This window comes from Streptomyces sp. NPDC059247 (genome assembly GCF_042754005.1).
In the GTDB taxonomy this organism is placed as follows: Bacteria; Actinomycetota; Actinomycetes; order Streptomycetales; family Streptomycetaceae; genus Streptomyces.
Genome location: NZ_JBHYZW010000010.1, coordinates 92,498 through 111,448, shown reverse-complemented (window position 1 = coordinate 111,448; position 18,951 = coordinate 92,498). Strand labels below are relative to the sequence as shown.

General features: G+C 74.5%; 16 protein-coding genes and 1 pseudogene. 14 read left to right on the top strand and 3 right to left on the bottom strand.

Features of this window, described 5'->3' with window-relative positions; translation table 11 throughout:
- Positions 1 to 70 precede the first annotated feature (70 nt).
- Positions 71 to 664: a LysR family transcriptional regulator gene (locus ACFXGN_RS19710; protein WP_384860626.1), complete on the top strand. Its 594-nt coding sequence runs from the start codon at positions 71 to 73 to the stop codon at positions 662 to 664.
- Positions 661 to 1,704, top strand: coding sequence for an HAD family hydrolase (locus ACFXGN_RS19705; protein WP_384860623.1), 1,044 nt, complete (start codon positions 661 to 663; stop codon positions 1,702 to 1,704). The genes ACFXGN_RS19710 and ACFXGN_RS19705 overlap by 4 nt, the downstream gene beginning before the upstream one ends.
- Positions 1,705 to 2,016: 312 nt before the next feature.
- On the opposite strand, the gene ACFXGN_RS19700 is transcribed toward ACFXGN_RS19705, so the two are convergent.
- Positions 2,017 to 2,604: a TetR family transcriptional regulator gene (locus ACFXGN_RS19700; RefSeq protein ID WP_384860620.1), complete on the bottom strand. Its 588-nt coding sequence runs from the start codon at positions 2,602 to 2,604 to the stop codon at positions 2,017 to 2,019.
- A gap of 159 nt (positions 2,605 to 2,763) precedes the next feature.
- On the opposite strand from ACFXGN_RS19700, the gene ACFXGN_RS19695 reads away from it, so the two are divergent.
- Both ACFXGN_RS19695 and ACFXGN_RS19690 read left to right on the top strand, forming a co-directional pair.
- Entirely contained in the window at positions 2,764 to 4,170 is a 1,407-nt protein-coding gene (locus ACFXGN_RS19695; RefSeq protein ID WP_384860617.1) for an acyl-CoA dehydrogenase family protein, read from the top strand.
- Positions 4,171 to 4,310: 140 nt separating this feature from the next.
- Complete coding sequence (locus ACFXGN_RS19690; protein WP_384860614.1) at positions 4,311 to 4,724, top strand: hypothetical protein; 414 nt, start codon at positions 4,311 to 4,313, stop codon at positions 4,722 to 4,724.
- A 151-nt stretch (positions 4,725 to 4,875) separates the two neighbouring features.
- Here the strand turns inward: ACFXGN_RS19690 and ACFXGN_RS19685 are convergent, their stop codons facing one another.
- Positions 4,876 to 5,637, bottom strand: a complete 762-nt coding sequence (locus ACFXGN_RS19685) for a DUF4232 domain-containing protein (RefSeq protein ID WP_384860611.1) — start codon at positions 5,635 to 5,637, stop codon at positions 4,876 to 4,878.
- 624 nt (positions 5,638 to 6,261) lie between these two features.
- Here ACFXGN_RS19685 and ACFXGN_RS19680 point away from each other — a divergent pair.
- From ACFXGN_RS19680 to ACFXGN_RS19655, 6 genes and pseudogenes are all read left to right on the top strand, one after another.
- Positions 6,262 to 7,044: pseudogene (locus ACFXGN_RS19680) on the top strand (TIGR03084 family metal-binding protein); the annotation flags it as partial.
- A 450-nt stretch (positions 7,045 to 7,494) separates the two neighbouring features.
- On the top strand, positions 7,495 to 9,111 hold the full coding sequence (locus ACFXGN_RS19675) for an acyclic terpene utilization AtuA family protein (protein ID WP_384860953.1): 1,617 nt from the start codon (positions 7,495 to 7,497) through the stop codon (positions 9,109 to 9,111).
- Positions 9,108 to 10,706 (top strand): acyl-CoA carboxylase subunit beta, encoded by a 1,599-nt coding sequence (locus tag ACFXGN_RS19670; RefSeq protein WP_384860608.1) that lies wholly within the window; start codon positions 9,108 to 9,110, stop codon positions 10,704 to 10,706. The genes ACFXGN_RS19675 and ACFXGN_RS19670 overlap by 4 nt, the downstream gene beginning before the upstream one ends.
- Before the next feature lie 146 nt (positions 10,707 to 10,852).
- Positions 10,853 to 12,901 (top strand): biotin carboxylase N-terminal domain-containing protein, encoded by a 2,049-nt coding sequence (locus tag ACFXGN_RS19665; protein ID WP_384860950.1) that lies wholly within the window; start codon positions 10,853 to 10,855, stop codon positions 12,899 to 12,901.
- Positions 12,898 to 14,031: an acyl-CoA dehydrogenase family protein gene (locus ACFXGN_RS19660; RefSeq protein ID WP_384860605.1), complete on the top strand. Its 1,134-nt coding sequence runs from the start codon at positions 12,898 to 12,900 to the stop codon at positions 14,029 to 14,031. Before ACFXGN_RS19665 ends, ACFXGN_RS19660 begins: the two co-directional genes overlap by 4 nt.
- A 165-nt stretch (positions 14,032 to 14,196) precedes the next feature.
- Complete coding sequence (locus tag ACFXGN_RS19655) at positions 14,197 to 15,015, top strand: excalibur calcium-binding domain-containing protein (protein ID WP_384860602.1); 819 nt, start codon at positions 14,197 to 14,199, stop codon at positions 15,013 to 15,015.
- A 53-nt stretch (positions 15,016 to 15,068) separates the two neighbouring features.
- On the opposite strand, the gene ACFXGN_RS19650 is transcribed toward ACFXGN_RS19655, so the two are convergent.
- Entirely contained in the window at positions 15,069 to 15,317 is a 249-nt protein-coding gene (locus ACFXGN_RS19650) for a hypothetical protein (protein WP_384860600.1), read from the bottom strand.
- Positions 15,318 to 15,498: 181 nt separating this feature from the next.
- Here ACFXGN_RS19650 and ACFXGN_RS19645 point away from each other — a divergent pair, with 181 nt between their 5' ends.
- The 4 genes from ACFXGN_RS19645 (at position 15,499) to ACFXGN_RS19630 (ending at position 18,816) form a co-directional block, all read left to right on the top strand.
- On the top strand, positions 15,499 to 15,714 hold the full coding sequence (locus ACFXGN_RS19645; protein ID WP_384860597.1) for a DUF397 domain-containing protein: 216 nt from the start codon (positions 15,499 to 15,501) through the stop codon (positions 15,712 to 15,714).
- A gap of 227 nt (positions 15,715 to 15,941) precedes the next feature.
- The gene (locus tag ACFXGN_RS19640; protein WP_384860594.1) at positions 15,942 to 17,534 is read left to right on the top strand and encodes an AMP-binding protein; all 1,593 of its coding nucleotides are present in this window, start codon (positions 15,942 to 15,944) and stop codon (positions 17,532 to 17,534) included.
- A complete protein-coding gene (locus tag ACFXGN_RS19635) occupies positions 17,531 to 18,253 on the top strand; it encodes an enoyl-CoA hydratase family protein (RefSeq protein ID WP_384860591.1) in 723 nt (240 codons plus the stop codon). The genes ACFXGN_RS19640 and ACFXGN_RS19635 overlap by 4 nt, the downstream gene beginning before the upstream one ends.
- Positions 18,241 to 18,816 carry a TetR/AcrR family transcriptional regulator gene (locus ACFXGN_RS19630; protein WP_384860588.1) on the top strand — a complete coding sequence of 192 codons (576 nt, stop codon included), beginning with the start codon at positions 18,241 to 18,243 and terminating at the stop codon, positions 18,814 to 18,816. The genes ACFXGN_RS19635 and ACFXGN_RS19630 overlap by 13 nt, the downstream gene beginning before the upstream one ends.
- Positions 18,817 to 18,951: the final 135 nt, after the last annotated feature.

Sequence of the window (18,951 nt, the reverse complement as noted above, 5' to 3'; positions counted from 1 at the left end):
GGCACGAATCCAGGCACGAATCCAGGCACGACCGAAGGCAAGACCGGACGAGCAGAGAAAGGCTGAGGAGATGGAACTCCAGCACTTACGGGCCTTCCGCGAAGTGGCCCGAGAGCTCAGCTTCACCCGAGCCGCCCACAACCTGCACTACTCCCAGCCCGCGGTGACCGCGCAGATCAAGGGCCTGGAGGAGGACATGGGAGCGTCGCTCTTCCAGCGCCGGGGCAACCGCTCCGTGGAGCTGACCCCGGCGGGGGCCCGGCTGCGGCCACTGGCGGAACGCATCCTCGAACTCGTCGAGACGGCCCAGGACGAGATCGCCGATCCGAGGACCGGCGAGCGGAACCGGGAACGGAACACCGTGCCCCTGGGCGGAGGGGCGGGGCTCGGCGCCGGTGCGCGGGTCGGCAGGGGCGCGCCGACCGTCGCGGGCGTCCCGCGCGGCGGCGGACCGGCCGGGGGCGGGGGGACACCGGCCGGGGGCCGGTTCGGAGAGTCCCGGCTCGGGGAGTCCCTCATGGGGGAGTCCCGTAGGGGGGAGGCCCTCATGGGGGAAACCCGTAAGGGCGAAACCCGGCTCGGGGAATCCCGTAGGGGCGAGGCCCGTATCGGCGAGACCCGTATCGGTGACGCCCGTATCGGTGGCAGAGGGGGAAGAGCATGAGCCTCGCCCCCGTCCGGGCCGCGTTCTTCGACGTCGACGAGACCCTGATCACCTGCAAGAGCATGGCCTGTGTCCTCGCCCGGTTCTGGGGGCACGGGGAGCGGACGGACCACCGGCTCGCCGCCGCGTGGGCCTCGCTCCAGGGTCTGATCCGCGCGGGGGCGCCACGGGAGCAGGTGAACCGTTCGTTCTTCCGCTTCCTCGTCGGCAGCCACCTCGACGACCTGGAGTCCTGCGGCCGGGAGTGGTACGAGAAGGCCCGCGCGGGCGGACTCCTCCACACCCCTGTGCACGAGGCGCTGCGGCGGCACGCGCACGCCGGTGACCTGGTCGTCCTCGTCTCCGGTGCCTTCTCCGCCTGCCTCGACCCGCTGGCCCGCGAGATCGGCGCGGACCTGGTGGTGTGCACCGTCCCCGAGATCACCTCGGAGGGACGGCTCACCGGGGAGCTGATCGGCGCGCCGATGATCGGCGAGGCCAAGGCGGCGGCGGCACGCCGGATCATGACCGCCTTCGGCCTCGCGCCCGGCGACTGCTTCGCCTACGCGGACGACGAGAGCGATCTGCCCTTGCTGCGCGCGGTCGGCCATCCCGTCCTGGTGGGCGACGGCCCCGTCTCCGCCCCGCCCTCCGAAACGGACTCCTGGACCCGGCTCCCGGGCCCCGATCAGATGGTGCGGGCGGCACTTGACGGAACGCCCGCACCTGACGGTACGCCCGCGGCAGCCGTGACGCCCGCGGCGGCCGAGACTCCCGCGCCCGCCGTGACCTCCGCGCCCGTGGCGACCGGCGCCGCCACGACTCCCGCAGACGCCGGGTCCGTCCCGGCGCCCGCCGGGGCCGCCGCAGCACCCGCCGAGTCCGTCGCCGCCTCCGTGACGCCCGCGCCCGCTGGGGTCGCCGTGGCCGCGGAAGATGCCGCGACCGGCCGGGCGGACCGGTCCGCCGGAACCGTCACGCACGCTTCCCCCTGTACGTCCGGGGTGGTCCCGCCCCCGCCGGTGGTGCCGGTCGGCGCGATGGCGTCGCAGGCGGCCTGAGACTCCGCGTCGCCCGGCGGGGCCGGGGGAGCCGCCATGACGGTGCTTCCGGAGCAGGCACAGGAGCCGGAGCCGGGGCAGGAGCCTGAACAGCCGTCGCCGTCGCCGTCGCAGCCGGAGCCGGAGCCGGAGCCGTAGCCACCGTCACCCGGCCACTCCCCCCACCGGCCCGCTCGCAGCCCTCACCCTCACCCTCGCACTCGTCCCCACCCCTCACCCCTCACCCCCCCCGCTCCCGGGTCCGGGCAGGAGGGACGGCCCCGCCGCCACAGGGGCGACGGGGCCGTCGACTCCGCCCGTACGCAAGGTGGTTCAGCCGGGCGAGGGCCGGGAGGCGTCGGCGAACGACGGCTCCAGGACGTTCCACACCTCACGTACGAACTCGGCGGGTCCGTCCGTGTCCGTCGCCGTCACCGCGGCGGGGGCACCGATCAGCAGCGCCACCACGAGCCGGGCCAGAAGCTCGGCCGGGTGGGTGCCGGAAACGGAACCCTCCTGCTGTCCCTTCCGGATCAACAGGGCCACCACACCGCACAGGTTGCCGAGGTGGACCGGCACGGTTCCCTCGGCGCGGGCCGCGTCCAGGACCAGACGCAGCCCCGCCGCGAACGGCTGGTCCTCGTCCAGCCTGCGCGCGAGCGCGACGAGCAGTCCGCGCAGGGCGGGCAGCGCCGTGTCCTCCTCCTCCGCCTCGCCGACGGCGGTGGCGAGGGCGTCGGCCCAGCCCGATTCGAAGGAACGGGTCAGCTCACCGGCGAGGTCCGCCTTCGATGAGAAGTGTCCGTAGAGGGCTCCCTTGGTCAGTCCGGTGCGGGCCGTGATGTCGGCCAGGTTCGTCCCCGCGAATCCGTGCAGGGAGAACTCGGCCGCTGCTGCCCCGAGCACCAGCTCGTAGGTCACGCGGGCCCTGTCCTGTCGCCTCACCGAGCGTCCGCCTCCCGTCGCTGTGTCCGGCCTCCATGAGGTCCATGACGGCCCTTCAGAAAATACCTTCTGGATCGAATCTTTTTCTACTCGTCACCGTCTCGCATCAGCACCGCCACTCAAGGAGCACGCGTCATGCCCGTCGTCACCACATCCGCCCCCGCCGAGCCGACATCCACCCCGGCCCTGGCCCCGGCCCCGACCCTGACACCCACCCCGACCCTCACCCCGACCCCGACCCCGACCCCGACCCTCGCTCCCGGGGCTCCGGCCACCGGCTCCCTGCGTGCCGCCGCCGCACGGCGCGCCGAGGAGTCGGAACGGTCCGGTGTGCTGCACCCCGAGGTGGTCGCGGCGCTGACCGGCGCCGGTCTCGCCCGCCACTTCGTGCCCCGCCGCTGGGGCGGCACGGCGGGCACCTTCACGGCTCTCCTCGACACGGTCGCCGGGGTCGGCGCCGCCTGCGCCTCCACGGCCTGGTGCGGGGTGCTGCTCGCGGCGCACGGACGCCTCGCCGCGCACCTGCCGGCCGAGGGGCAGCGGGAGTTGTGGGGCGACTCGCCCGACACCCGGGTCGCGGCGGCGGTCGTCCCCCCGGCGGGGCGGCTGACCCGGGTCCCGGGAGGGTGGACCCTGTCGGGGGAGTGGGCGTTCGCGAGCGGGGTCGAGCACGCCGAGTGGCTGCTGCTGGCGTCCCTGGACGGTACGGGGCCGGGCGCGCCCGGGTACCGGGTCCTGGCGGTGCCCCGCGAGCGGGTCGGGATCAGGGAGACCTGGGACGCGGTGGGGCTGCGGGCGACGGGCAGTCACAGCGTGGTCGTCGACGCGGCGGACGCCGTGTTCGTACCGGAACACCGCACGTTCCTGCGGGAGACGCTGATGACCGGGGCGACGGAGGCGGCGGAGCCCGGCGGCGTCCCGGCGCCGTGTCACCGGGTGCCGTACCCCCTGGTCGCGGCGCTGCTGTTCGCGGCCCCCGCGCTCGGCGCGGCGCGCGGCGCGCTCGACGCGTGGACCGTCCTCACCGGTCCGCGCCGCCTTCCCGACGGCAGTCCGCTGACGGCGGACCCGGTGGTCCAGCAGACGTTCGCCCGCTGCGCGGCGGAGATCGACGCGGCGCACCTGCTGCTCCGGGCGGCGGCGGCCCGCGCGGACGGCTGGACCGGGACGGGCGCGGGCGGCGGAACGAGGGACGGAAGGAGTACGGGCACGGGCCCCACGGGCGCGGGTCACTCCCTCGGCCCGCTCGCCCCCGCACCCGGCACCCCGGGCCCCACCCCGTGCGCCTGTGACCCGGCCGGGTCCGTGACCGGGGGCGCGGCGGCCACCGCGCTCAATCAGCGGGACGCGGCCGTGGCCGTGGACCTGCTGACGGGAGCGGTGGAGCGGCTCATGCGCACGGGCGGCGCCCGGGGGCTCATCGCGGGCGGCGGCCTCGAACGCGCCTGGCGCGACCTCCACGCGATCGGGGCGCACGCGGCCCTCCAGCCCGCCCCGGCCGCGGCGGCGTACGCGGCGACGTTCTTCCCCTCGGGGGCCTGAGGGGACTGGGGGGCCTGGGGGATCTGGAGGGGGGGCGAGGGCCCGGGGCCCGGGGTGAGGGCAACGGCGGACCGGGCCCGCCGCTCCCCGGCCCGCCCCCTATACATCGCGTGTATAGACGATGCGTATAGTCACGCTCCATGGCACCGTCTTCGCCCACCCCGCGCGGCCCCCGTCTCTTCAAGGCGCTGATCGTCTCGACGATCGCCGTCGCCCTGTCGCACGTGATCATGTCGGACGGGCTCCAACTGTCCTTCAGCGGCCAGGCGGCGGCGACGCTGGGGACCGGGTCGGGGTTCAGCTCGGACCAGGCCTTCACGGCGGCCATGGTGAACACCGCCCTGCTCATGCCGATCGTCCTGTGGATCGGGATGCTCGTCACCGGCGAACGCCGGGTCGGCCCGATGGTCCTCGTCGGCACGATCAGCTGGATCACGGCCGTCGGCGACGGCATCGACACCATCGACGACGCCCCCTACACCCTGCTCCCGTTCGGCTCCCTCGCCCTCGTCGTCGGCGTCACCGCCCTGTCCTCCGCGATCCGGAGGAAGTAGGGGGACGGGGGGAAACGGAGGGGGAGTCAGGGGACGAGGGGCGCACGGACGCCCCGGTCCCAGGGACCGGGGCGTCCGTCGAAGTCCGAAGGCCGGATCGGGAGGTCGGGCGCGGAGCCCGGATCGGGGCGGCCAAATCGAGGCGGCCGGATCAGCCGCCCTGGCCGATGCCGCCCAGCGGGCCGACGCGCACCGGGGAGCCGCCGCCCTCCGTGACGGGCAGCGTGGCGGCGCCCGGCCAGGCGAGGGTGACCGGCGTGGTCTCGTTCGGCGGGGTCACGACCAGGCCCGTGACGCGGATGCCGGAGCCGCCGGACTCGTTGAGCGGGTAGTGGACGCCGAACGGGATCGACGCGCCGCTCTTGAGGGTGACCGGACCGGCCTTCTCGCCGCTGCGCTTCGCGGACAGCGTTCCCGCGCTGGTCCTGAGGTCGACGCCCGCCCAGCCGGAGACCACGCAGGTCCGGCCGCCCCGGTTCGTCAGCTCCACGGCGACGGTGCCTTCGCCGTCGCCGTCGATGGTGCTGTCCGAGGCGGTGATCCTCAGGTCGCCGGTCGCGCACTTCGGGGCCGTGGCCTTCGTGCCGGACCCGGACCCGGCCCCCGTACCGCCGGAACCCTTCTTCCCGGAGGTCGTACCGCCGGAAGCCGTCCCCCCGGCGGTGGACCCGCCCGTGCCCGAGCCGCCCGCGCTCGACCCGCCGTCCTGGTCGGTACCGGCCGAACCGGCGCCGTCCGCCTCCGCGCCACCGTCCGGGGCGGCACCACCGGCCGAGGGCCGCGCGTCGGAGGAAGAGGACGGCGCGGACGACGGGTCGCTCTTCCCCGCGGCGGTGTCCGTGCTCTGACAGGCCGTGAGCGAGAGGCTCGCGGCGACGGCCAGGACGGCGAAGGTGAGCTTGTGGACGCGCATCGTTTCTTCCCCAGTTTCGGTCGGCGGTTCCGGGTGCTCCGTACGGGAGGGCGTCTCGTACGGAGCGGGTGCTTCTGCTCACCAGGAGGCGCCCGGCCCGGAGAACCGTTCCGGCCGCCCGCCTCCCCATACATTCCTGTGACACCTACCGCCCGCCCGGGGGCCCGCCCGGCACCGGTGGGGCGCCGCTGACCTGGCAGGACGACCGTTCCCGCCGTGGTTCCCCAACTCCTCGCGCTCCGTGCGCGGTTGTCACCCGCCGGGACAGAGCCGTGACGCGGCGGACCTTGACCACGGCCGTCGGCCCCGCGACCGGCCCGCGAACCGGAGGGCCTCGCCGCCCTCCGGGGACCGGGCCGGGCGCAGGGCGGCGACGGTGTCGGCGGGCATCAGCATCAGCATCTGCATCGGGCATCGGTATCGGGCGCCGGACATCGGACGCCGGGCACGGCCGTTGCCCGCCCCCCATCAGGCAGCCTCCCGCCGAGGGACCCCGCAAGTCACCCCCTCCCCATCGGCCCGCCCCGCCCATCGAGTAAAGCAAGCACGCTTGATTGTTTATGGTGGCGCTGCCATGCTCCTGGCGAAGGCCCGAGACCGCCCGTCCCCCGAGGGGAGCGCACCGTGTCCGACCCCGTCGTCGTCCTCGACGACCTGCGCGACGAGAGTGACGAACTCGACCGTCTCGTCGCGGACTTGAGCGAGGAACGGTGGGCCGCGCCCACTCCCGCACCCGGCTGGACCCTCGCCCACCAGATCGCCCATCTGGCCTGGACCGACCGTGCCGCGCTCCTCGCCGCCACCGACGCCGGGGCCTTCGCCGCCGAGACCCGCAGGGCGCTCGCCGCACCCGCACGCTTCGTCGACGAGGGCGCGGAGGAAGGCGCGGAGCTGCCGCCCGCCGCACTGCTCACCCGGTGGCGCACGGGCCGCGAACTGCTCCAGGAAGCCCTGCGCGCGGTGCCGCCCGGCGTACGGTTCCCCTGGTACGGGCCGCCGATGAGCGCTCCCGCCATGGCCACCGCCCGGCTCATGGAGACATGGGCGCACGGCCGGGACGTCGCCGACGCCCTCGGGGCGGTCCGCCCGCCCACCGCGCGGCTCCGGCACGTCGCCTGGATCGGTCACCGCGCCCGTGACTACGCCTTCCTGGTCCGGGGCCTCCCGGTGCCCGCAGGACCGGTCCGGGTCGAGGTCACCGCCCCCGACGGCACCCTGTGGACGTACGGCCCCGAGGACGCCGCCGACCGGGTCACCGGCCCCGCCCTCGACTTCTGCCTCCTCGTCACCCAGCGCGTCCACCGCGCCGACACCGGCCTCGTCGCGCACGGCGCCGACGCCGGACGGTGGCTGGACATCGCCCAGGCCTTCGCGGGCCCGGCGGGCCCGGGGCGCGCCCGGAGCGGCGACCGCGCCCCGGAGAGGGCCCCCGACCAGGAAGGGACGGCCACCCCGGAGGGGACTCCCGCCCCTTACGGGACCGCCGCCCCCTACGGGACTCGTGACCCCTACGGGACCAGCACCCCCTACGGGACCAGCACCCCCTACGGGGCCACCGACCCGGAAGGGATCACCACCCCCTACGGGACTCCCGACCCGGAAGGGACTCCCGGCCCCTACGGGACTCCCACCCCGGAAGGGACCGCGACCCCCTACGGGACCACCGCCCCCCACAGGGCCACCGCCCCGGAAGGGACCGCCACCCCCCACCAACCCACCGGCCCCCACCAGCCCACCACCCCCCACCAGCCCACCGGCCGTCCCCCGACGGCCCCCCGTCCCGAGGAGGGCTGAGCCGTGCTCCGGATCGGCAATGCCTCCGGCTTCTACGGCGACCGTTTCGACGCCGTCCGCGAGATGCTCACCGGCGGGGAACTCGACGTCCTCACCGGCGACTACCTCGCCGAGCTGACCATGCTCATCCTCGGCCGCGACCAGCTCAAGGACCCCTCCGGCGGGTACGCGAAGACGTTCCTGCGGCAGATGGAGGAGGGCCTCGGACTCGCCCACGAGCGGGGCGTCCGGATCGTCACCAACGCGGGCGGACTCAACCCCGCCGGGCTCGCCGACGCCCTCCGCGCGCTCGCCGCGAAGCTCGGCCTGCCGACCCGGATCGCCCATGTCGAGGGCGACCGGCTGCCCGCCGCCGACGGCGCCCTCACCGCCCACGCCTACCTCGGCGGCGCCGGGATCGCCGCCTGCCTCGGCGCGGGCGCCGACGTCGTCGTCACCGGCCGCGTCACCGACGCCGCCCTCGTCACCGGACCGGCCCAGTGGCACTTCGGCTGGGGCCCCGGGGAGTACGACAGACTGGCGGGCGCGGTCGTCGCCGGGCACGTCCTGGAGTGCGGCACCCAGGCCACCGGCGGCAACTACGCCTTCTTCCGCGAACTCGACCCCGCCGTCCTGCGCCGACCCGGCTTCCCCGTCGCCGAACTCCACGAGGACGGCAGCGCGGTCGTCACCAAACACCCCGGCACCGGCGGTCTCGTCGACCTCGGCACGGTCACCGCCCAACTCCTCTACGAGACGGCCGGAGCCCGCTACCCGGGCCCCGACGCGACCGCCCGCCTCGACACCGTGCGGCTCGTCGCCGAAGGGCCGGACCGGGTCAGGATCGAGGGCGTACGGGGAGAGGCCCCGCCCCCCGCCCTCAAGGTCGGCGTCAGCAGGCTCGGCGGCTTCCGCAACGAGGTCGTGTTCGTCCTCACCGGCCTCGACATCGAGGAGAAGGCCGCCCTGGTCCGCGCCCAGCTGGCCGACGCGCTGGCCGCCGCGCCCCCGGCCGACGTCCGCTGGGAACTGGCCCGTACCGACCGCTCCGACGCCGCCACCGAGGAGACCGCGAGCGCCCTGCTGCGGCTGGTCGTCCGGGACCCCGACCCGGAGCGGACCGGCCGGACCCTGACGGGGGCGGCGATCGAACTGGCCCTCGCCAGCTACCCCGGCTTCCATGTGACCACCCCGCCCGGCAGGGGCGCCCCCTACGGGGTGTGCGAGAGCGCGTACGTGCCCGCCGCCGACGTCCCGCACACGGCCGTGCTCCCGGACGGGACCCGTCTGCCCGTCCCCGTACCGCCGTCGAGCCGGGCGCTGGAGCCCGTACCGGAGCCGGAGCTTCCCGAGCCGCTCCCGGCGGGGCCCGTCCGCCGTGTCCCGCTCGGCCGGATCGCCGGAGCCCGCAGCGGCGACAAGGGCGGTGACGCCAACATCGGGGTCTGGGTCCGCACCGAGTCCGAGTGGCGCTGGCTCGCCCACGCGCTCACCGTCGACCGGCTGCGGGAACTCCTCCCGGAGACGGCGGGTCTGGACGTCGTCCGGCACGTCCTGCCGAACCTGCGCGCGCTCAACTTCACCGTCGCCGGGATCCTCGGCGAGGGCGTCGCCTCACAGGCCCGTTTCGACCCCCAGGCCAAGGCGCTCGGCGAATGGCTCCGCTCCCGCCACCTCGACGTCCCGGAGGACCTCCTGTGACCGTGCTCCGCACCTCCCTCGACACCGGCGGGGCCGACTACCGGGCCCATCGGGACGCCATGCTCGACAAGCTGGCCGCGCTCGACGCCGAGCACGCCAAGGCCCTGGCGGGCGGCGGCGAGAAGTACACCCGACGGCACCGCGAGCGCGGAAAGTTGCCGGCCCGCGAGCGGATCGAGCTGCTCGTGGACCCCGACTCCCCGTTCCTGGAGCTGTCGCCGCTCGCCGCCTGGGGCAGCGACTACGCCCTGGGGGCCTCCCTGATCACCGGCATCGGGGTCGTCGAGGGCGTCGAGTGCCTGATCACCGCCAACGACCCGACCGTGCGCGGCGGCGCCTCCAACCCGTGGACCCTGAAGAAGGCCCTGCGGGCCAACGAGATCGCGTTCGCCAACCGGCTGCCGCTCGTCTCGCTGGTCGAGTCCGGCGGCGCCGACCTGCCGTCCCAGAAGGAGATCTTCATCCCGGGCGGGGCGCTCTTCCGGGACCTGACCCGGCTCTCGGCGGCGGGCATCCCCACGGTCGCGGTCGTCTTCGGCAACTCGACGGCCGGAGGGGCGTACGTCCCCGGCATGTCCGACCACACCGTGATGATCAAGGAGCGGTCGAAGGTGTTCCTCGGCGGGCCGCCGCTGGTGAGGATGGCGACCGGCGAGGAGAGCGACGACGAGTCCCTCGGCGGCGCCGAGATGCACGCCCGGGTGTCGGGGCTCGCCGACCACTACGCCGTGGACGAGCGGGACGCGCTGCGCCAGGCACGACGGATCGTCGCCCGCCTCAACCACCGCAAGCACCGGGCCGATCCGGGCCCGGCGGAGCCGCCGGAGTACGACGAGGAGGAACTCCTCGGGATCGTGCCCGGCGACCTGAAGACCCCGTTCGACCCGCGCGAGGTCGTCGCCCGGATCGTGGACGGTTCCGACTTCGACGAGTTCAAACCGCTGTACGGGCCGAGCCTGGTGACGGGCTGGGCGCGGCTGCACGGCTACCCGGTCGGGGTGCTCGCCAACGCGCGGGGCGTGCTGTTCGGCCCGGAGTCGCAGAAGGCGGCGCAGTTCATCCAGCTGGCCAACCAGCGGGACGTGCCGCTGCTCTTCCTCCACAACACCACCGGATACATGGTGGGCAGGGAGTACGAGCAGGGCGGCATCATCAAGCACGGCGCGATGATGATCAACGCGGTGTCGAACTCGAAGGTCCCGCACCTCTCCGTCCTCATGGGCGCGAGCTACGGAGCCGGGCACTACGGCATGTGCGGGCGGGCGTTCGAGCCCCGTTTCCTCTTCGCCTGGCCGAGCGCCAAGTCCGCCGTCATGGGCCCGCAGCAGCTCGCCGGGGTCCTGTCGATCGTGGCGCGGGCGAGCGCCACCGCGAAGGGACAGCCGTACGACGAGGAGGCCGACGCCGGACTCCGGGCGCTCGTCGAGGCGCAGATCGAGTCCGAGTCGCTGCCGATGTTCCTCTCCGGGCGGCTCTACGACGACGGGGTCATCGACCCCCGCGACACCCGCACGGTCCTCGGGCTGTGCCTGTCCGCGATCCACACGGCACCGGTCGAGGGCGCGCGCGGCGGCTTCGGCGTCTTCCGGATGTGAGGCCCCAGATGAGTCTTCCGAAGATGAGCCCCCGGCTGGCACGGAGCCAGCGAACCCCCTCAGAGGAAGGGGAGTTGTCCCAGTCCCAGTCCCAGTCCCAGTCCCAGTCCCAACCCCGGTCCCAGCCCCAGCCCCAGCCTCTGCCCCTGCCCCAAGAGGGGCCCCCGTCCCCGTCCCCCGTCGGATCCGTCCTGGTCGCGAACCGGGGGGAGATCGCCTGCCGGGTCTTCCGCACCTGCCGTGAGCTGGGCATCGCCACCGTCGCGGTGTACTCCGACGCGGACGCCGGTGCCCTGCACGTACGGGAGGCGGACACGGCGGTACGGCTGCCGGGGGCGGCGCCCTCGGAGACGTATCTGCGCGGGGATCTGGTGGTCGCGGCGGCGCTCGCGGCGGGCGCCGACGCCGTCCACCCCGGCTACGGCTTCCTCTCCGAGAACGCGGAGTTCGCGCGGGCGGTGCTCGCCGCCGGGCTGACGTGGATCGGGCCGCCGCCGGAGGCGGTCGAGGCGATGGCCTCGAAGACCCGGGCGAAGGAACTCCTCGGGATCGCGCCCCTGGCGGACGTCACCGAGGAGGACCTGCCGGTCCTGGTGAAGGCGGCGGCGGGCGGCGGCGGGCGCGGGATGCGGATCGTCCGCGAACTGGCTTTGCTGAAAGGCGAGTTGGTGTCGGCCTCGGCGGAGGCGGCGAGCGCCTTCGGGGACGGGGAGGTCTTCGTCGAGCCGTACGTCGAGGACGGGCGGCACGTCGAGGTGCAGCTCCTCGGCGACGCCCACGGCACGGTGTGGGCGCTCGGCACCCGCGACTGCTCGCTCCAGCGCCGTCACCAGAAGGTGATCGAGGAGGCCCCGGCGCCCGGTCTGCCCGCCGCGCTCGAAGCGTCCCTCCTGGACACGGCGGTCCGCGCGGCGAAGGCGGTCGGATACGTCGGCGCGGGCACGGTCGAGTTCCTCGTCGCCGACGGGCGGGCGCACTTCCTGGAGATGAACACCCGTCTCCAGGTGGAGCATCCGGTGACGGAGGAGGTGTACGGGCTCGATCTCGTCGCCCTCCAGATCGCCGTGGCCGAGGGCCGCGCCCTGCCGCCGGAACCGCCGTCGCCGCGCGGGCACGCGGTCGAGGCACGGCTGTACGCGGAGGACCCGGCCCGGGACTGGGCCCCGCAGACCGGAGTCCTGCACGCCTTCGACGTACCCCGTGAGGGCCGGGTCAGGGTGGACACGGGGTACGTCTCCGGGGACGGGATCGGTGTCCACTACGACCCGATGCTCGCCAAGGTGACCGTCCACGCCGCCACTCGCGCGCAGGCCGTCCGCAAGCTCGCCCACGTACTGGAGCGGGCCCGGGTGCACGGCCCGGTCACCAACCGGGACCTGCTGGTGGCCTCGCTGCGGCACCCGGAGTACGCGACGGGGGAGGGGCTCGACACCGGTTTCTACGGCCGGAACCTGACGGCGCTGACCACCCCGGACGGCGACGAGGGCGACGGCGAGGACGGCGACGGCGGGGGCGACGGGCGGCTCGCGGCGGTCGCCGCCGCGCTGGCCGCCGCGAGCGCCCGGCGCGGCCGGTTCGGCGGGGGCTGGCGCAACCTGCGCTCGCGGGACGAGAGCCGGACGTACGGCGGCCACGAGGTCCGCTACCGGCCCACCAGGGACGGCGGCCACGAGGTCACCGCCCCCGCCGGGATCCGGGTCGCGGCGGCCTCCCCGGACCGGGTGAGCCTCGAAGTCGCCGGAGTCGTACGGCACTTCGAGGTGGCGGCGTACGGGGACGGCGTCGTCCACGCCGGACGCCACCGGCTCACCGCCCTGCCCCGGTTCACCGACCCCCGCGAGCAGACCGCGCCCGGCTCGCTGCTCGCGCCCATGCCGGGAACCGTCGTCCGGGTCGCGGACGGCCTGGCCGTCGGCGACCGGGTCACCGCCGGGCAGCCGCTGCTCTGGCTGGAGGCGATGAAGATGGAGCACCGCGTCACCGCCCCCGCCTCCGGCACGCTCACCGCGCTCCACGCCGCCCCCGGCCGTCAGGTCGAGGTCGGCGCCCTGCTCGCCGTCGTCTCGGACGACCCCCCGCCCGGAGCGGCACAGGATCACACCCCGCCCGGGGCCGCACAGGGCCGCACGACGCCCGGGGCCGCACAGGACCACCCCCCGACCGAAGCAGCCGCACAGGAGGAGAAGACCGCATGAGCTCCATGATCGAAAGTGACGAGCTGACCGCGCTCCGCGCCGCCGTCTCCGCGCTCGGCCACCGCCACGGTCCCGGCTTCGACCGGGCGGCGCTGTGGGCGGAGGCGGGCAAGCTCGGCTATCTCGGGGTGAACCTGCCCGAGGAGTACGGCGGCGGGGGCGGCGGCATGGCCGAACTGTCGGTGGTCCTGGAGGAGGCGGGGGCCGCCGGGGCACCGCTCCTGATGATGGTGGTGTCGCCCGCGATCTGCGGCACGGTCATCGCCCGCTTCGGCACCGGGGAGCAGAAGCGGGCGTGGCTGCCGGGGCTCGCGGACGGCTCCCTGACGATGGCGTTCGGCATCACCGAGCCCGACGCGGGGTCCAACTCGCACCGCATCACCACCACCGCGACCCGCACCGGGGACGGCTGGGTCCTCAGCGGCCGGAAGGTCTTCGTCTCGGGCGTGGACATCGCGGACGCGACCCTGATCGTGGGGCGCGCCTCGGACGCCCGCACGGGGAACCTGAAGCCGTGCCTGTTCATCGTGCCGAGGGACGCGCCGGGCTTCCAGCGGCGGCACATCGAGATGGAACTCGACGCGAACGAGAAGCAGTTCGAGCTGACCCTGGACGAGGTGCGGCTCCCGGCCGACGCGCTCGTCGGCGACGAGGACGCGGGCCTGCTCCAGCTCTTCGCGGGGCTCAACCCGGAGCGGATCATGACGGCCGCGTTCGCGATCGGCATGGGCCGGTACGCGCTCGCGCGGGCGGTGGCGTACGCGAAGGAACGCCAGGTGTGGAAGGCCCCGATCGGCGCCCACCAGGCCGTGGCGCACCCGCTGGCCCAGGCCCACATCGAACTGGAACTGGCCCGGCTGATGATGGCGAAGGCGGCGGGGCTCTACGACGCCGGGGACGACGCGGGCGCGGGCGAGGCCGCGAACATGGCGAAGTACGCGGCGGCCGAGGCGTGTGTGAGGGCGGTGGACCAGGCCGTCCACACCCTGGGCGGCAACGGCCTGACCCGGGAGTTCGGCCTGGCCCGCCTGGTCACGGCGGCCCGGGTGGCCCGGATAGCCCCGGTCAGCAGGGAGATGATCCTCAACTACGTCTCCCACCAGACGCTGGGGCTGCCGAAGTCGTACTAGAGGACCGGGTCCGCCGGGACCGGGCCGACGGGCCCCGGTCCGGGCGGACGGAGGACCTGTCATGGCCTCGATCGGTCCTCGATCTCCGCACGGAGGGTCCCCCGACATGAACAGCGTGTGTACGATCTCGTCACTTCGCACACAGCTCGTTCACATTTCTTGTCCATGCCCCCGGGAGATCCGTCCGTGTATCCGCCGCCGTCCAGCCACCCGTACCCGCCTCCGCCGCCGCCCCTGCCCCCGCGCCCGCCCGTCCGGCGCTGGTGGCAGCACCCGGCGCTGATCATCGTGCTCCTGGTGTTCTTCCCTCCGGCGGGCATCGCCCTGGTGTGGACGAGCCTCTGGAAGCAGTCGCGGAAGATCCTGGCGACGGTCCTCTCGGGCCTGTGGTTCCTGCTGCCCTTCCTCACCCCCGCCCAGGACAAGCCGGAGGACGACGCGAAGGAGAAGCGCCCGGCGGCCACCGCAGAGGCGACCCCGAGCCCCGAGGCGACGCCCACGCCGACCCCGACGCCGTCGAAGACCCCGGAAGTCCCGGTGATGCCTTCGCTCGTCGGCGGTGACCACGCGTCCGCCGCGAAGGTCCTCACCGAGAACGAGGGCCGCGTCTACGCGGCCTACAAGGACGTCGAACTCCCCGCCGAGCACGGCACCTGGCTCGTCTGCTTCCAGCGCCCCGACGCCGGTGCGCCGGTCACCTCGATGGTGCCGGTGGTCTACCTGACGGAGCCGGGCGTCCCGTGCCCGGCGTCCCCGAACACGGTGCTCCACAAGCCGAAGCCCAAGCCGACCCCGCCCCCGAAGCCCCGGCCCACCACCCAGCCGCCGACGGTGGCCCCCGAGCCGGAACCCACCCAGGAGAGCGTCTACTACGCCAACTGCACGGCGGCCCGCGCGGCGGGCGCCGCCCCGGTCCGCGTCGGCGACCCCGGCTACAGCCGTCGCCTCGACCGCGACGGCGACGGCGTGGGCTGCGAGAACTAGAGGTGACGTACTGACCGGCCCGCCGCCGACGAGGGGCGGGCCGGTGGCGACCGTCACGCGAACTCCGCCCAGACGATGAGCCGGATGTTGTCCACCCGGTCGGGGGTGAGGCCGTGGGTGCCGGAGCCGACGATGTCGCGGACGTAGTCGCACGCGGCCCTCGCGGATTCCGGAGCCCCGTCGAACCGCTTCTGCGGGGGCGCGCGCCCTCCGGCGCCGGGTGATCGGGCACGGCATCCGCCCGCTTGCGCGCGGATGGCGAGGGGTAGGGCTTCGACGAATGACAGAGGGTGGCGCCGCACGGCAGAGTGGCCGAGCGACAGGTGGGCGGGGAGGGGCAGAGCGAGTGCGCCTACGGTGCGTCGACGCGGACTCGGTGCGACGCTGCGTGTTCCGCGCGGCGGCCGGACCATCGAAGAGGTGGCCACGGCCTCCGACGGCGCCTTCACCGTTTCGAGGATCAGCCGAGACAAGGAACTCCCCATGAATCACATCGCCGACGCCTCCACCCTGCGCACCACTTGGTGGAAGTCGACGTACTCGGACAGCACCGCGCAGTGCGTCGAGTGCGGCATCGTCGACGGCGCCGGGCGGGTCGTCGCCGTCCGTGACAGCAAGGCGCCGACCGGGCCCGCGCTGCTGATGGGCTTCGACGCCCTCGGCGCTCTGGTGGACGCGGTCCGGGACGGCCGTCTGTAGTTCTCCGGCCGCTCTTCCGGGCCGGTGAGGGCGCGTTCCGTGCGGCCCCGCACTTCCGTGCGGGGCCGCATTGGTTTGTCCGCGTGCCGCTCGTGACGGGCGGCGGCCCGCCCGCTCTGAATCATGCGTGCGTGCTTGATTGTTCTTCGGGGTACTGGAAAGGTCACCCCACATCGCGGCGGCCACCGCGGTCCGGTGCTCACCTTTCCCCTCCTCAGGAGGCCAGCATGGTGTTCCACAGCGCGTACGACCCCGTCCCCTCCCTCTCCCTGCCGATCCACGACGCCGTGCTCGGCCGGGCCGCCGAGCGCGGGGACGCGCCCGCGCTCGTCGACGGGACCGGCGACCTCACCCTCACCTACGGGCAGGTCGACGCCTTCCACCGGCGGGTCGCCGCCGGGCTCGCCGAAGCCGGGGTGCGCAAGGGGGACGTGCTCGCCCTCCACAGCCCCAACACCGTGCTCTTCCCGATCGCCTTCTACGCCGCCACCCGCGCCGGGGCCACCGTCACCACCGTCCATCCGCTGGCCACGCCCGAGGAGTTCGCCAAGCAGCTGCGGGACTCCGCCGCCCGCTGGATCGTCACCGTCTCCCCGCTGCTCCCCGCCGCCCGCGCCGCCGCCGGACTCGCGGGCGGCATACGGGAGATATTCGTCTGCGACCAGCCCCCGGAGGGGGAGCCCGTACGGTCCCTCCAGTCCTTCCTCGGCTCCACCGGACCCGTGCCCGAGCCCGGGATCGACCCCGACGAGGACATCGCCGCCCTCCCGTACTCCTCCGGCACCACCGGCGCCCCCAAGGGGGTGATGCTGACGCACACCTCGATCTCCACCAACCTCGCCCAGCTCGCGCCCCTCGTCCCCATGGGCCCCGGAGACCGCATCCTCGCCGTCCTGCCCTTCTTCCACATCTACGGGCTCACCGCCCTGATGAACGCGCCCCTCCGGCACGGTGCCACCGTCGTCGTCCTGCCCCGCTTCGAGCTCGATACCTTCCTCGGCGCCATCCAGAAGCACCGCGTCAACGGCCTGTACGTCGCCCCGCCGATCGTCCTCGCCCTCGCCAAGCACCCGGCCGTCGCCGACTACGACCTGTCCTCCCTGGAGTACGTCGTCAGCGCCGCCGCCCCGCTCGACGCGGCCCTCGCCGAGGCGTGTTCGGCCCGGCTCGGACTCCCGCCCGTCCGCCAGGCGTACGGCATGACGGAACTCTCCCCGGGCACCCACGTCGTCCCCCTCGACGCCGCCGACCCGCCGCCCGGCACCGTCGGCAGGCTGCTGCCCTCCACCGAACTGCGCATCCTCTCCCTCGACGACCCCGCGCGCGACGCGGCCCCCGGCGAGGAGGGCGAAGTGGCCATCCGGGGCCCGCAGGTCATGAAGGGCTACCTCGGGCGGCCCGACGCCACCGCCGCCATGATCGACGCCGACGGCTGGGTCCACACCGGCGACATCGGCCGCGTCGACGACGACGGCTGGCTGTTCGTCGTCGACCGCGTCAAGGAACTCATCAAGTACAAGGGCTTCCAGGTCGCCCCCGCCGAACTCGAAGCGCTCCTCCTCACCCACGACGACGTCGCCGACGCCGCCGTCATCGGGGTCACCGGCGCCGACGACACCGAGATCCCCAAGGCGTACGTGGTGCGCCGGGCCGACGCGCCGGGCCTCACCGCCGAGGACCTCATGGCGTACGTCGCCGCCCGCGTCTCCCCGTACAAGAAGGTCCGCGCCGTGGAGTTCATCGACGGCGTACCCCGCGCCGCGTCGGGGAAGATCCTCCGGAGGGAGCTCCGGGACAGAGAAGCGAGGGACCGCACATGAACCTGGTCGCCATCACCGAGGAACGCGGGATCGCCACGCTCGCCCTGGACTCCCCGGCCACGCGCAACGCGCTCTCCGCCGCGCTCGTCACCGAACTCGCCGACGCGCTCACCGCCTGCGGCAAGGACCCGGCCGTCCGCGCCGTCGTCCTCACCCACACCGGCACCACCTTCAGCGCGGGCGCCGACCTCAAGGGCCCGCCCAGCCCGTACGCCTTCGTGGACCTGCTCCGGCAGCTCCTCGCCCTGCCCAAACCGGTCGTCGGCCACGTCACCGGGCACGCGCGGGCGGGCGGGCTCGGCCTGCTCGGCGCCTGCGACCTCGTGGTGGCGGCGCGGACGGCGGACTTCGCGCTCACCGAGGTACGGATCGGGGTCGCGCCCACCGTCATCTCCCTCACCCTGCTGCCCCGGCTCGAACCCCGCGCGGCGGCCCGCCTCTTCCTCACCGGCGAACGGTTCGGGTTCCCCGAGGCGCTCGCGGCGGGCCTCGTCACCGCCGGGGACGAGGAACTGCCCGGCATCCTCGACGCCCTGCGCGCCGCCTCCCCGCAGGGCCTGCGCGAGGCGAAGCGGCTGGTCACCGCTAGAGTCCTGGAAACCTTCGAACGCGACGCGGAGGACCTGGTGCGGAGGTCGGCCACGCTCTTCGCCTCCGCCGAGGCGCGCGAGGGGATGACGGCCTTCCTCGAACGACGGGACCCCGCATGGCGGCTGTGACCGCACCCAAGCAGGACCGGAGCCGCGCCACCCGGCAGCGGCTCCTGGAAGCGGCGGTGGCCTGCCTCGCGGAGTACGGCTGGGCGGGCTCCACGGTCGCCGTCGTCGCCGAACGGGCCGGGGTCTCCCGGGGCGCGGCCCAGCACCACTTCCCCACCCGCGAGGACCTGTTCACCGCCGCCGTCGAGTACGTCGCCGAGGAACGCTCCCACGCGCTGCGGGCCCTGCCCTCCCGCGACCGGCACGAGGCCGTCGCCGCGCTCGTGGACCTCTTCACCGGACCGCTCTTCCGGGCCGCGCTCCATCTGTGGGTGGCCGCCTCGGGGGAGGACCAGCTCCGGGCCCGGGTCACGGAACTGGAGGCCCGCGTCGGCCGCGAGTCGCACCGCGTCGCCGTCGACGTCCTCGGCGCGGACGAGTCCCGCCCCGGGGTCCGCGAGACCGTCCAGGGCCTCCTGGACATGGCCCGGGGCCTCGGCCTCGCCACCCTCCTCACCGACGACCGCGCCCGCCGCGAACGCGTGGTGTCCCAGTGGTCCCGGCTGCTGGACGAAGCACTGTAGGACGCGGGCCGCGGGGAGGCCGGACCGGCCTTTGCTGTCCTGCCGTAGTCCCACGTCTACGGCAGGACAGCAGGACGGCAGGAGAGTGGTGGGGCGGTACGGGCCCGCGCCCGTGGCGGGGCCTCCCGGGCTCCG

Coding starts and splice junctions, on each gene's coding strand:
- ACFXGN_RS19710 (WP_384860626.1), top strand. CDS start 71: ATGGAACTCCAGCACTTACGGGCCTTCCGCGAAGTGGCCCGAGAGCTC.
- ACFXGN_RS19705 (WP_384860623.1), top strand. CDS start 661: ATGAGCCTCGCCCCCGTCCGGGCCGCGTTCTTCGACGTCGACGAGACC.
- ACFXGN_RS19695 (WP_384860617.1), top strand. CDS start 2,764: ATGCCCGTCGTCACCACATCCGCCCCCGCCGAGCCGACATCCACCCCG.
- ACFXGN_RS19690 (WP_384860614.1), top strand. CDS start 4,311: ATGGCACCGTCTTCGCCCACCCCGCGCGGCCCCCGTCTCTTCAAGGCG.
- ACFXGN_RS19685 (WP_384860611.1), bottom strand. CDS start 5,637: ATGCGCGTCCACAAGCTCACCTTCGCCGTCCTGGCCGTCGCCGCGAGC.
- ACFXGN_RS19675 (WP_384860953.1), top strand. CDS start 7,495: ATGCTCACCGGCGGGGAACTCGACGTCCTCACCGGCGACTACCTCGCC.
- ACFXGN_RS19660 (WP_384860605.1), top strand. CDS start 12,898: ATGAGCTCCATGATCGAAAGTGACGAGCTGACCGCGCTCCGCGCCGCC.
- ACFXGN_RS19655 (WP_384860602.1), top strand. CDS start 14,197: ATGCCCCCGGGAGATCCGTCCGTGTATCCGCCGCCGTCCAGCCACCCG.
- ACFXGN_RS19645 (WP_384860597.1), top strand. CDS start 15,499: ATGAATCACATCGCCGACGCCTCCACCCTGCGCACCACTTGGTGGAAG.
- ACFXGN_RS19640 (WP_384860594.1), top strand. CDS start 15,942: ATGGTGTTCCACAGCGCGTACGACCCCGTCCCCTCCCTCTCCCTGCCG.
- ACFXGN_RS19635 (WP_384860591.1), top strand. CDS start 17,531: ATGAACCTGGTCGCCATCACCGAGGAACGCGGGATCGCCACGCTCGCC.
- ACFXGN_RS19630 (WP_384860588.1), top strand. CDS start 18,241: ATGGCGGCTGTGACCGCACCCAAGCAGGACCGGAGCCGCGCCACCCGG.